We start from the raw sequence: 12,830 nt of genomic DNA on the forward strand, positions 1-12,830 counted from the left end.
CGTTAAAACGGCCCTCTAAATTGTACATTGGGCACATCGCGTGCCGCTTCGCGGTAGAGCGTATTTTCCAAATGTTCGATATTCCCCGGCTCATCTTTACCCAACACCTTAAGACAAGCGACAGCGATATCAGCGGCTTCAGGGTAGTAATCGTTGGCAATAAAATGAGACGTAGGTACGGGGTAGTCCGGAGATGCAATTCTAACCGGTGTGTGTGACAAGTACAGGAAACTGGATTCACATACCTGAGCGATAAGTTCCGATGCAATACCGTTGGTCGTATGCCCGGTGTCGGCTACAATCAATTTTCCGGTTCTTTTTATGGATTCACATACCGGCCCAATGTCCATAGGCCGAACCGAACGCATATCAACAACCTCCACTTCTATACCTAATTTTTTCAATTCAGAGGCTGCAGCTAAAGCCTCCAATACCATGTAGGAAAACGCAGCAACAGTAATATGCTCCCCCTGCCGTACGATTTTTGCTTGATCCAAGGGAACGGTATACAGGCCCTCCGGAACCTCGCCTGTGGTAGAGTGCAGCCATCGATGCTCAATAAATATGACCGGGTTATTGTCCTGAATGGCGCTGATCAACATACCCTTCGCATCATAGGCACTGACGGGCATGACCACCTTTAATCCGGGTATATGAGCAAATAAGGTTTGCAAGCTTTGGGAATGTTGCGGTCCCTGCCCCCACCCCCGACCGATAATCATTCGCACCACCATAGGAACCGTATTTTCACCGTTGAACATATAATTCCACTTCGCGGCGTTGTTAATCAACTGATCCATAGATAACAAAGCAAACTCTATGCGTTGATGTACCAATACTGGTTTAAAGCCGGCTAATGCCGCACCGATACAAACACCGGTGACCCCATTTTCTGACAACGGTGAATCGAATACCCGATCCGGTCCAAATTGATCTTTTAGTCCCAGCGTAGTCCCGAAGATGCCCCGCGGATCCGGCACCCCTTCGCCTAATACGATGACCGAAGAATCTTCCTGCATAGTAACCACCAAGGCCTCGCGGATGGCTTCTGCCTGACTCAGTATACGGCTGCTCATGCTGCGTAAACCGATGCCTGCAGATTGTCCATAGTCGGAATAGAACTGGTTTTGGCAAATTCAAACGCCTGTTCAATTTCCATACTTATGCTATCTTCCAGTTCCTGATCTCTCGCCTTATTTAGTACATTATCCTGCTGCAAAACACTTCTTGCTAACTTTATAGGGCAACGATCCAACCAGTAGTCCAGTTCCCCCTCTGCACGGTAGCCCAAATCATCATCGTAGTAAGGTCCACAATGCTCACGCCAGCGATGCGTCTTAAATTCCAGAAACTGGGGACCCTGACGATTTCTCGCTTTGTTAATGGCTTCTGAGGCAAGCTCCTGTACAGAAAGAACGTTATTTCCATCGCCCTCATAGGAGGCCATACCATAAGACTCCGCCATGTAGTAAATGGGTCGTTCAGGTTGGCGCTGACTCAACGGACTGTAAACTGCATAGTTATTATTTTCGCACACAAAGATGACCGGTAACTGATGTAAAACCGCAAAGTTCATGGATTCGTGCACAACGCCTTCTTCAAAACAACCGTCTCCAAAATACACGACCGTTACTGAGGACTCTCCACGCAAGCTTGCGGCCCAGGCATTCCCCACAGCTACGGGCACTGTCCCTCCAACAATAGGAGTTGACCCCAGGAAACCCGCACCTTTATCGATTAGATGCATCGAACCGCCACGGCCACCGCAACAGCCACTGACACGGCCGTAGAGTTCTGCAATCATCCGATTCAAATCACCGCCTTTGGCTAGATAGTGGCCGTGAGCCCGGTGATTGCTGAAAACCGCATCGGTGGTGCTAAGATGACGACTGACACCCACTGCGACAGCCTCCTGCCCTATGCACAAATGCATGGGACAACGCATTTCCTGCTCCTGATATTTATCGGCCAATGCCTCTTCCACGCGGCGAATTCGTAACATATCCATATACAATTCGAGTAATATGTCATTCATGCTGAGCCTACTTCAGTAAGGTAGTAACGTATTTGTACAACGCCACAGGATCAACAGAATCCCGATTGCAGACAATTTGTACATCCAGTGCGGCAGCAGCTGCACCAACGAAAGAACATATAGGTGTGTCCAAGCCCCCGGCCACGCTGACTCCAGCGTATGATAAAAATGCATCCCCGGCGCCGATCCTGTCTACCACCTTTGTGGACAAAGCCGCCGCGCTATGAAACTGATTTTTGTTAGAGTCGTACCACTGAATGCCTTTTCTCCCCTTGGTGACAGCCACATGTCGCGCCCGTAACTTAGCTGCCGTTTGTACCATTATGTCTTCCAAACGACCGGACTTATCGTGCGCCGCCATACGGATTTCCGGCTCGTTGAGCGATACAAAATCTGCTCTTGAATATCGATTAATCACGTGGTAGCCTCTGTTACCGCTGTTAAGCTGCGTATTGACTGCTAAGGTCTTCGCCTTGTTGCAGATAACGTTAACCATTGCGTCCGTTATAAATCCATTGCCAAAATCCGAAACCAGCACCAAATCGAAGTTTTCTATGTTTTCGTTAAGCCAACAACAGGCGTTGCGTTCTTTTTCACCGTCTAAAGGGTGGTCATTGTATTCATATACTTCAAACAGCTTAGCCATATCAGCGTCTACATAACGACGTTTTACCAATGTAGGACTTTTTTCAAAGTAGATGAACTCCGGGTGAATGTTTGGTTTTAGTTTGGAGCGAATGAAGTTTTCATGACTGTTGTAGTCACCGAGACCGCTGAAAAGAGTGACCTCGTCTACCACTCCGGCGACATGATTTGCGACTGCTATAGCACCTCCGGCAAACAGTTCCCGATCTTTATACTTCACTGACAAAACGTTATATTTTCCGGTTTGTCCTAGAGTATCAGCATAACAATACTCGTCAACAATGGCATCGCCAATAACCAGGACTTTCAAATTATAGAGTGACTGAACACAACCGATCACATCATCCGACCTGATGTGTTGCTTTATTTTTTCCAAGTAGGATTTAGTCTCAGGTAAGAAAACGTCAAAATAGTCATTGATCAACTTGCTGGAACTGTAGGTTATTTCATCGGTAAATACGATTCTCCCGCCGTTCGCCTCTACCGCCTGTTTTTCTCTTAGAATATTCCCCGTTAGATCATCCTCGGTTTTATAGTCACCACCTTTTACATAGACATGGGGTTGAATTGCTTGAATCGCGGGTAAACCACTCGCATGGTGGACAACGGCTACGCCACTCACCGCAGACAATGCGGCCAAGTGTTCACTCCGTAGCTGTTCGTTGAAGACAGGTCGCCCCGGTCCCTTGATAATAAAATCGTCTGCAGTAATGGTGACAAAAAGCACGTCCCCTTCTTTTGCAGCGGACTCAATGTGGCGGATATGACCAATGTGTAGCAAATCAAATGTACCGTGACATAAAACAATATTTTTTCCTTCTTGCCGCAAGCCGTTAGCGATGCTACCCAACTCAAGCAGAGAAAATATTTTTGTCTCCGTTTTCATACACTCGATACCAGTACTTTATCGTGCAAGGCCATTCGACCGGCTGCAATTTGATCCGACAAATGGTGCAACAAAAACATGTGGGCAATTTCCACCATCCCGTAGTCAGAAGAGTTGACCCAATAGTTAACATCACCCAGCTGCCTAAGCGGGTTTTGCGCAGAGAAACCGCTTAAGGTAACAATCTTGCCACCCACACCCCGCATCACCATCGCCGCATTTACAATATTTTGAGATTGTCCTGAACTGCTGATGGCAATGAGCATATCTTTAGGTTTGGCTATTTTGTGCAACTGCATTGAGAATACGTTTTCATAACCGTAGTCGTTGGCGAAACAGGTCACGGAACAGGATTCATGCAATACCGTAGATCGAATGGAACCCACATTGATAAAATCAGTACAGATGTGACTTGCAATGGAAGCACTTCCTCCATTACCCACAATAAACACACATCCATCCTGTTCTTTTACTTTGTGTAAGTTCTCCAATATTTCCTTATTGGCACGGTCTTGGGTGAAACTCAAGTCTTCCCTACCGGTAAACTGCCCCGTTTTTACCAGATTGCAAAACCGTTCACATTGTCCGTTCAGCGAAGTTATTTTCATGATCTTTTCTTTCCATGTATTTAAACCAGGTTTGCGTCGCCTGTTGAATAGAATCCGGATCCCACAAAGGCGCGGATTGCCACTGTTTTAGGTTTTCCACCATATTGCCGATTCCCGTCTCGAAATCGACCTTAGGACTCCAGCCCAATAATGTCGTTATTTTTCGCACGTCCGCAAAAGTGCAATCAGGTTCCCCAGGCCTTTTGGGAACATACACAACGTCACCGCCTAAATGTTCTACCAGACGATTTATGCTGTAGTGGTTTCCACTACCCACATTCATTATCTCTCCATCGAGCTTAGACTCCGCTGCGCGCAAGAACGCGCCGGCAACGTCAGTCACATAGGTAAAATCACGAGTTTGTTGACCGTTACCAACCACCGTATAGGGTTTGTTATTTGCTTTTTGTGCCAGGAATACACCAAAAACAGCGCCGTATGCTCCATTGGTTCTCACCCTGGGACCGTAAACATTAAATAGGCGTAATGAAACACAGGGAAGTTGATAAATAGCATTCCAATGCACCACCAACTGTTCGCCCATATATTTACTCATTGCGTAAGGATACTGTGGTCTAACAGCGGCTATTTCCGGGGTTGGATACTGATCAGGTATGCCATAGCAGGATGATGAGGCTGCATAGACAAACCGCTTTATTGCATGCTTACGGGAACATTCCAGAACATTCATGGTTCCCTGAAGATTAGTAGAAAAATAGGCTCCCGGATTTTCTATCGAGGGCACAATATCCGCGATACCTGCCAAATGGATTACCCAATCAATATTGGCAAAATGAGGTTCAATTTGGGAAAAATTTCTAATATCCGCTTCTACGAACTTAAAATTTGGATGGCCTTCCACTTGGTTGAGGTTTTCCATTCTGCCGCCTTCCATGTTATCAACCACTTTTACCTGATAACCGTTTTCAATTAGCAGATCGCAAACATGACTTCCTATAAATCCTGCGCCGCCGGTAACGAGTACTCGCATAAAATTAACCTGCCTATATAAAATTTACATGCTGAATGTTTTGTTCGGACACACTTTCCAAATATCTGTTGACCTCGTCCATGCGGCAATTTTTCCTACAATCCTTAATATCCAGTTCATTATTGATAAAGTGAAAATTGTTCTTCCTGGCATCGCTATGCCATACTTTCTTAAAAGTTAAGTCGTTTATGTTGCCGTAACAAAATCGAGTATCCTTTAAATATGCACTACAACCATAGACTGATCCATCGGCCATAACGTAAGCCCAAAAAAACGGTGTGGCGTGGCAACTTTGATATGAAGGCTGCTTATACTCAATGTACTTGCTAATGGCATTACCTCGATATACCAACTTAAACTTGTCACTGCTCAATTCACCCCATATGGCCGCTTTGTTTTCAAACAAGCGATAATCAATGTTTTCGTAAATCGTGGTTTCACTGAAACGATGTTGTGAATAGGGTTTTACAACTAAATAGTCCAATCCAATGTCGTCCCGGCAAAGTTTTGCCAATGTTTCCACTTCATTGACATTTTCCGGCAACAACAGGATTTGTGCTCCTATAGTACAATTCAAATTGTTTTCATTACGATAGGCCACCATATTACGCAAATTTTCCAGCGCCTTATAAAAATCTTGGTCCTTTGTTCTATGGATGCTCGCATATGTTTTGGCCGTGCCTGCATTGATTGATACTTTAATCCACTGCGTGTGAGCTAATGCATTATGTATGAATTCGTCGCGTACTACTGTTGCATTGGTGGTAAAGGAAACGTCGATACCACTTTCTTTGCAGAATAGAACATGTTGGGAAATATCTTTATGCAGCATTGGTTCTCCCTCGCCGGCAAACATAATGCTTTTAATTCCCAATCGACCCATTTCAGATATTCGCTGTTCCAGAATGTTGGTATCTAAACGAACGGGCCTATATCCAATGTAATCCACTGCGCAAAATGTACAACGATGGTTGCATGCACCTACCGGCGATATCTCCACATAAATGGGATATACGTTCTTTGCCGTGTCCCAGTCATGTCTTCCATCTAACCACTGGCTTACGTTTCTGGGGTGATACATCAGTTTATGCCCGTCTATGGCAAATTGATCGGCCATGGTGTCCTTCCGTGTTATCGTCCTTGATGAACCGATGAGTTCCGTGGCTGTACCAACGGATTACCGCCGGCCGGCTACATCGATAAATAGAAGTTGAGCAATTAATGTGCCAGGGAAAAGTTACAATAAGGAAGAAACGAGTTTGAGACAAACCTTATCAATCATTATCTGATCAATAAGATACAGTAGATAACACAAGTACTTTATGAAGCGATATTGTCGGAAAAATTGTGATTATTCATATCGCAGCGCGTCTACCGGTTTCATCGTCGCGGCACGATGCGCCGGATAATAGCCGGACACTATTCCCACCAGCATGGAGACCAAGAGTGCGACAAGCGCCATATACCAGGAAGGATGAATGGGGTAGCCGATAAACAAGCCGGTTGCGTAAATTACCCCTACCCCCAAAAGCAAACCGATCACCCCCCCCACACTGGTGACATACACGGATTCCAATAAGAACTGAGCTAATATATCGGAATACTGCGCCCCCATCGCTTTTCGGATCCCTATCTCGCGGGTACGCTCAATGACCGATGTACTCATAATGTTCATGACCCCCATTCCACCAACAAGCAAAATGATAAAGGCGGCGCCCAATCCGCCTGCAGTGATGGAGTAACGCCAATATTCCGCTTGCTGAATCCACTCCTCCATGGTTTCTTTCACATACTCAAACTTGCTTGAATGCGAGCGATTTAACAAACCCTCCAATTGATCCACCGCATCCCGGGTTTTGGCCATGGAAACCGCTTCTGCCTGCAAAGTGTGTATATCCTTGGAACCTAAATATGTTTGATAGACAGTGTAGGGAACCAAAATGCGGCCGTTAACGTCGTAAGTATCCACTCCCAGGTTGGCCAGCAGATCCCGATTCTTGTTATCCAACAATCCAATCACCGTAAATTTTTGGTCGAATAATCTAAAGCTTCTACCCAAGTAACGGCCACTGCGACCGAACAGTCCCTCTGCCACCTTGGGGGCAATTATGGCTACATTTTTGCGCCTCGAAACTTCATCGGAACGGAAATTTCTACCGGACATTAGCCGATCGTTGTTTATACCGAGGTATTCCACCCCTATTCCCTCGATAACTGCATCAAAAAAGGAACTACCAGCGCTGACACTGGTCGTCTCGTTGACGAATACGGAAGGTGTTGCACGAGCAATGGCCGGACAACAGCCTTTCTGAATATTGCCAAAATCCTCGTTGGAAATACCGCTACCCTGCCTTACAGACCGATTGGGGTTTTCGTTTTCCCATTTCCGGTAAATCCAAATAGATTTTAGACCGTAGGTTTCCAACTCTGAAAATACGTATTTCTTAATAGCTTCACTGGCTGTGCCTACCGCCATAACCGCAGCGATACCCAAAGCAATACCTAGCACACTTAACATGGCTCGCAAACGATTCTCTGCGATGGAATGTAGCGCTTGTACTGAAGCATCATAGATAATGTATAACTGCATCTAAGTCTTTTGCTCCAGCAATTTACCATCCTTTACCTGTACAATTCGACTGGCATAAGCTGCCACTTCGTGCTCATGAGTCACCATGACGATGGTTTTACCGCTTTGATTCAATTGGGTAAAAATCTGCATGATTTCATGACTGGTATTTGAATCCAACGCGCCGGTAGGTTCATCCGCAATTATTAAATCGGGACTGTTAACCAAGGCTCTGGCAATAGCCACTCTTTGTTGCTGCCCCCCGGACATCTGTGCAGCAGAATGATCGGCTCGACTTCGTAAGCCCACTATATCCAAAGCAGCCAACGCTCGATGTTTCCTCAAATCCACCGATACACCCGCATATACCATGGGTAGTTCCACATTTCGCAATGCGGAAATTCTGGGGATGAGATTGAACGATTGAAATACAAATCCGATATGACGATTGCGAATGGACGCCAGTTCCGCCTCCGAAGCCAGTCCCACCGGACGCCTGGCAAATAGATATTTGCCCGTATCCACGCTGTCCAAACAACCAATGATATTTAAAAGCGTTGTTTTACCGGAACCGGATGGTCCCATAATAGCGACAAATTGACCTTGCGGCACGTGTAACGAAACATGCCGGAGCACAGGCACCGGCACGTTGCCAAGATAGTAAGTTTTACTTACATCTTGAAGTTGAATCATAAATTTTATCGAGCCAGATGGACGCGCTCACCGTCTTGTAAGTCCGCACCGTTGGTGATAATCACAGTTTGGCCGATACTGATTCCCTGTTGAATTTCCACATGTGTAAAATCTTCAATACCTGTTACCACTTCGGCATAACGAACTTTCCCTTGCTCTGCCAAAGCCACATAGGATCGTCCACCACGATTCAAAACCGCGGCAAACGGTAACTTAATAGCATTGGGATTCCAGGCAGTACGTATATCCGCGTCTACCTGCTGTCCAAAGCGCAACGCGGGCGCACTATTACCCAAACTAATGTACACACTGACTGTATTCGCTTTGTTTTTATTGTTAGCGGCTGCAGCCAGGCGTGTAACGGATTCGGACCATTGCAAACCTGGAAATGCTTCGGAAGACAGACCCACGGTTTGACCCACGGCAATACCACTGCTATCCGCAGTCGCCACTTCAACCTCGATTTCCTTTTGCCTTTCATCAATCAGTGTAAATAAAGTCTCAGACGGTACTACCCACTGCCCAACCTCAACAAAACGCGACGTGATGGTGCCGGCGAACGGTGCCAATATCCTGGGGTTCTCCAGGCTCAGCTTAGCAGTCCGAACCTCTTCGGCGGCGATACTTTCACGAGCTTTTGCAGAACGTAATTCAACTTCCGCCTCTTCTACTAATTGCTTCGCTACAGCTCCCTTACTGAAAGCTTGATTTAGACGTTTAAGAGCTCGTTCCGCCAGGAGCACGTCTTCTTTAGCGCTTTCATGGGTAGCCATGGCCCGCTTCAAATAACTCTTCGCTTCGCGATCATCCAGCAATGCTAACAAATCACCGGTTTTTACTTTATCACCTTCTTCCACTTTTATTTGTGTTAAGCGCCCGGCTATAGAAGGTGTAATATTGGTTCTCAGTTTGCTCACCACTTTACCGGGAACATTTATGGATTGAAAAATTTCACCCTGCTCGGCAACGATATATTGTACCGGCTTGCCCTCATCAAAATATTCACTCCAAATGGAATACAAGAAAAATAAGGCAATGCCTACAACTGCAAACGTAAACAGTTTACGCGGACCGTACAGTTCCATCACTGAGCCGACGACGGAAACAAACCGTGACGGTGAATAAGTGTTGCCAAAATCGGCCTCAACCAACGGGTAACGTTCCATTTCTTGCAAAATGTTGGAAGCGGCTTCAAGATCAGATTGAAAACCTCCCGACGGGCGATTCGGCTTTTCCGAGTGAGCAGCCGATTCGGCAGATGGTTGTACAGGCTCCTGTGGTGGAACTTGTTCTTGCTGCGGCGGTACTTGAGCTTGTTGAGGTGGTACCTGAGCCTGCTGCGGCGGTACTTGAGCCTGTTGAGGTGGTACCTGAGCCTGCTGCGGCGGTACTTGAGCTTGTTGAGGTGGTACTTGAGCTTGTTGAGGTGGTACCTGAGCCTGCTGCGGCGGTTCCTGAGCTTGTTGAGGTGGTACCTGAGCCTGTTGCGATCGCTGTGCTGGACGTCTGCGCACGGGTTGATAATCTATTGGCTGATCCGCATTGGTAGAGCGAGCGGCCAAGGACTCTGGCGTGACTTGCTGATCCAATGTTGGGGCAAAGACATGATAAGAACTATTATCCAACGGTTCCAATGTTAATGGTTCAGATGCAGCAGGAACTTGCTGTTGCGGCTGCCGTTGTTGCGACTGACGTTGCGACTGACGTTGCGACTGACCTTGTTGCGACTGACCTTGTTGCGGTGGTTGTTGTTGCGGGGTTTGTTGCGGGGTTTGTTGCGATGCCAAACGCTCCACTTCCGCCTGGCGGCGTGCCGCTGCAATTTCAGCCATACGCTTCTTCTTGGCCAAGGCTTTTGCTTTCAACAAACGTTCGCGAGCGGCTAATTGTTGCTCTGATGATTTAGCCGCGTGGGTATCGGGTGCCGCGGTTGGTTTGCTTGGTTGAGCTTGTTGGGGAGCGGCAACCGCTGTATGCGCTGATGGCTCTTTATACGCTGATGGCTCTTTATGCGCTGATGGCTCTTTATGCGCTGATGGCTCTTTATGCGCTGATGGCTCTTTATGCGCTGATGGCTCTTTATTCGCCACTGGTGCATCTGAGCGAATCGTGGGAGTCACGGGTTTGGCCCGCTTCACATGTTTTACCGGTTGTGGCGTTTCCACTTCAGCGCTTTCATCCGCTGCAGAGGTTTTCAGGTTTCTGCGACCTACACTTTCCGCGTCAGCTTCGGGTTCGTGTTTCGTATCGTGGCCAAAAGGAACTACAGTGGACTCGGATTTCTTATTGGTCTCTAGTTTGAATTCTGGTTCTTCTTCCGCCTCGACGAAGAAATCCCCATCACCGTTTCGGTATGACTCCACCAAGTTGCGTATGTGCTCATCCAGTTCGTCACCATTGACCGGCTTACTCATTATCTGGTTAGCACCGGCTGCATACACATTATTTAACACATGCTCATCGGTTGCACCTGTGATCACAATTACCGGCAATGAGCTGACATGCTTATGGCCGCTATTGCGTAACGCCCGCACTAAATCATCTCCATCCATACCTTCGGGTGAGACTTTGAGATCGGTGAGCAATAAATCGTATTGGTCTTCTACCAGCGCCACGAGTGCCGGTTCGGCTGAATCAAAATGATCCACCGTGTAACCGTAGGGACGTAATAGACGTTTAACTACATAAGCGGAGGTACGACTGTCATCTACATAACATAAATGAGCCGGACCGGCGTTTGAATTTTTTTCGATCTCTCTGGACCGGTTTTTCGCACTTTTAGAACCGCTGCCTGTCATTGGAGGATATACCGTATTCACAACCACGTACTACTTAAGAAATAGACTACACAAAATGGGTAAGCAGGCAAGATCCAGTTTTATATACACTTTTGAGTTATACATGATCATGCTGCCCCCGCCGCACTACGTAACATACCACTAACAATTACGTTGTATACACAATACATGTCATTAGTACTAAATTACAACCAAAAATTCTTATTTTGTTCGTTTTAAAAAACTTACAACAAAGCGGCAAAAAATTGACTTTGACCGCAGGAATCAAGAACATAGTGGATCATACACTAATTCGAAGCACAACTAAAATCAGCAAATACTATAAAGGCCGCCATCTTTAGAATGATTCCACAAATAGAAAAACGCCGTATAAATTGACGCAATTATCTCTTTGAAACATAGAGAAAATCAAATTAACTATAGCATCACCTACATGAAGTAAGACTTTTCCCATGACTAAAACGAAAACAAAAACTTCCTATTTTTTTCCCGTTTTTGGCATTTTTGCATTGAGCGCCCTGTTTTTCACGCTTTTACCAAAACGTTATACACCGGACCCAAGCATTACCGAGATCTGGAAACCCGCCAGATCTTTTCAATTTCCCAGGCGTGCGCCCGCCGCCATAGCCCATCGAGGCTACATTTACCTGGTTGGCGGCGTGGATTCCGAAGGCAGCTATGTACAAACTGTGGAATTCAGCAAAATTGACCCTGAGGGACATTTATCACCCTGGCAAAACACCTCCGCATTACAACAAGGTCGGTTTTATCTGGCTGCTACTGCTGTGGGTGATTTTGTTTTCGCAATTGGTGGCGGCGCAGGCCCCTTGGGCGCGGCCAATTACCCTGTCGCGACCGTAGAAAGAGCCCGGATTCTGGAAAATGGGAGCCTGTCCCCCTGGGAAACAGTAACGCCGTTGGGCACTCCGCGACGCGGCTTAAAAGTGGCATCGGACAAATCAGGTCGTGTTTTTGCAATCGGTGGCTATGACGGTAAGTTTTTGCGATCTATTGAACACTCGCAAATTTTTGCAGACGGAGAAATGGCCCAATGGCAAACGGACCCAGAGCAATCCTTGCTGGATCGATACATACATTCCGCAGCTGTATATAAGGAATTCCTATACGTTTTAGGGGGACACGTGCAAAAACAAAACAGCATGAGTTACGGTGATGTAGAAATGAGCCGAATTCGTGCTGATGGCTTTGTCACGCCTTGGCAAATTCAAAAGAGCCGTTTAAACCATCCTCGCTTTATTGCTTCGGCCTTTGCTGCCGCGAATCATTTGTATATCGCCGGCGGTCATAACGGCGCCCAACGTCTCGACAGCGTGGAATTTGCCCTCATCGCCGCATCCGGACAGATCGGTCAGTGGCGCATGACCGCTGCTTTGCGGCAACCACGCAGTGCTGCTGCCATAGCCCATAACGATCAGTTTGTGTTTATCTTAGGTGGAATGAGCAACGATTCCCTACTCAATACAGTGGAATACACGCATATACACGCAAACGGCCAACTGGGCTTTATTGAGAAAACCACTGCAAAATAGTGCCTTCAAGATCTGGGTCTTGCCAGCCCGGTACTTTTAATGCATCATCAGCGGC

The 12,830-nt window shown here is 46.7% G+C and carries 10 protein-coding genes; 1 reads left to right on the plus strand and 9 read right to left on the minus strand.

Annotated features, from left to right (window positions below):
• Positions 1 to 2 precede the first annotated feature (2 nt).
• The 9 genes from OEY58_14235 to OEY58_14275 all read right to left on the minus strand — a co-directional run bounded on the left by OEY58_14235 (position 3) and on the right by OEY58_14275 (position 11,225).
• Positions 3 to 1,076: an alpha-ketoacid dehydrogenase subunit beta gene (locus OEY58_14235; GenBank protein ID MDH5326610.1), complete on the minus strand. Its 1,074-nt coding sequence runs from the start codon at positions 1,074 to 1,076 to the stop codon at positions 3 to 5.
• Positions 1,073 to 2,035, minus strand: a complete 963-nt coding sequence (locus tag OEY58_14240) for a thiamine pyrophosphate-dependent dehydrogenase E1 component subunit alpha (GenBank protein ID MDH5326611.1) — start codon at positions 2,033 to 2,035, stop codon at positions 1,073 to 1,075. Before OEY58_14240 ends, OEY58_14235 begins: the two co-directional genes overlap by 4 nt.
• A gap of 7 nt (positions 2,036 to 2,042) precedes the next feature.
• The gene (locus OEY58_14245; protein MDH5326612.1) at positions 2,043 to 3,566 is read right to left on the minus strand and encodes a PfkB family carbohydrate kinase; all 1,524 of its coding nucleotides are present in this window, start codon (positions 3,564 to 3,566) and stop codon (positions 2,043 to 2,045) included.
• Positions 3,563 to 4,174: an SIS domain-containing protein gene (locus OEY58_14250; protein ID MDH5326613.1), complete on the minus strand. Its 612-nt coding sequence runs from the start codon at positions 4,172 to 4,174 to the stop codon at positions 3,563 to 3,565. The genes OEY58_14245 and OEY58_14250 overlap by 4 nt, the downstream gene beginning before the upstream one ends.
• Entirely contained in the window at positions 4,143 to 5,165 is a 1,023-nt protein-coding gene (locus OEY58_14255; GenBank protein MDH5326614.1) for an SDR family oxidoreductase, read from the minus strand. The genes OEY58_14250 and OEY58_14255 overlap by 32 nt, the downstream gene beginning before the upstream one ends.
• 13 nt (positions 5,166 to 5,178) lie before the next feature.
• Entirely contained in the window at positions 5,179 to 6,282 is a 1,104-nt protein-coding gene (locus OEY58_14260) for a radical SAM protein (GenBank protein ID MDH5326615.1), read from the minus strand.
• Between the two features lie 234 nt (positions 6,283 to 6,516).
• On the minus strand, positions 6,517 to 7,755 hold the full coding sequence (locus OEY58_14265) for an ABC transporter permease (protein MDH5326616.1): 1,239 nt from the start codon (positions 7,753 to 7,755) through the stop codon (positions 6,517 to 6,519).
• On the minus strand, positions 7,756 to 8,427 hold the full coding sequence (locus tag OEY58_14270; protein MDH5326617.1) for an ABC transporter ATP-binding protein: 672 nt from the start codon (positions 8,425 to 8,427) through the stop codon (positions 7,756 to 7,758).
• Positions 8,428 to 8,432: 5 nt separating this feature from the next.
• Positions 8,433 to 11,225: an efflux RND transporter periplasmic adaptor subunit gene (locus OEY58_14275; GenBank protein MDH5326618.1), complete on the minus strand. Its 2,793-nt coding sequence runs from the start codon at positions 11,223 to 11,225 to the stop codon at positions 8,433 to 8,435.
• A 452-nt stretch (positions 11,226 to 11,677) separates the two neighbouring features.
• Between OEY58_14275 and OEY58_14280 the strand changes: the two genes are divergently transcribed.
• A complete protein-coding gene (locus tag OEY58_14280) occupies positions 11,678 to 12,775 on the plus strand; it encodes a hypothetical protein (GenBank protein MDH5326619.1) in 1,098 nt (365 codons plus the stop codon).
• Positions 12,776 to 12,830: the final 55 nt, after the last annotated feature.

This window comes from Gammaproteobacteria bacterium (assembly GCA_029882975.1).
GTDB lineage: Bacteria > Pseudomonadota > Gammaproteobacteria > SZUA-152 > SZUA-152 > JAJDNG01.

Coding starts and splice junctions, on each gene's coding strand:
- OEY58_14265 (MDH5326616.1), bottom strand. CDS start 7,755: ATGCAGTTATACATTATCTATGATGCTTCAGTACAAGCGCTACATTCC.
- OEY58_14250 (MDH5326613.1), bottom strand. CDS start 4,174: ATGAAAATAACTTCGCTGAACGGACAATGTGAACGGTTTTGCAATCTG.
- OEY58_14235 (MDH5326610.1), bottom strand. CDS start 1,076: ATGAGCAGCCGTATACTGAGTCAGGCAGAAGCCATCCGCGAGGCCTTG.
- OEY58_14280 (MDH5326619.1), top strand. CDS start 11,678: ATGACTAAAACGAAAACAAAAACTTCCTATTTTTTTCCCGTTTTTGGC.
- OEY58_14260 (MDH5326615.1), bottom strand. CDS start 6,282: ATGGCCGATCAATTTGCCATAGACGGGCATAAACTGATGTATCACCCC.
- OEY58_14240 (MDH5326611.1), bottom strand. CDS start 2,035: ATGAATGACATATTACTCGAATTGTATATGGATATGTTACGAATTCGC.
- OEY58_14255 (MDH5326614.1), bottom strand. CDS start 5,165: ATGCGAGTACTCGTTACCGGCGGCGCAGGATTTATAGGAAGTCATGTT.
- OEY58_14245 (MDH5326612.1), bottom strand. CDS start 3,566: ATGAAAACGGAGACAAAAATATTTTCTCTGCTTGAGTTGGGTAGCATC.
- OEY58_14275 (MDH5326618.1), bottom strand. CDS start 11,225: ATGACAGGCAGCGGTTCTAAAAGTGCGAAAAACCGGTCCAGAGAGATC.
- OEY58_14270 (MDH5326617.1), bottom strand. CDS start 8,427: ATGATTCAACTTCAAGATGTAAGTAAAACTTACTATCTTGGCAACGTG.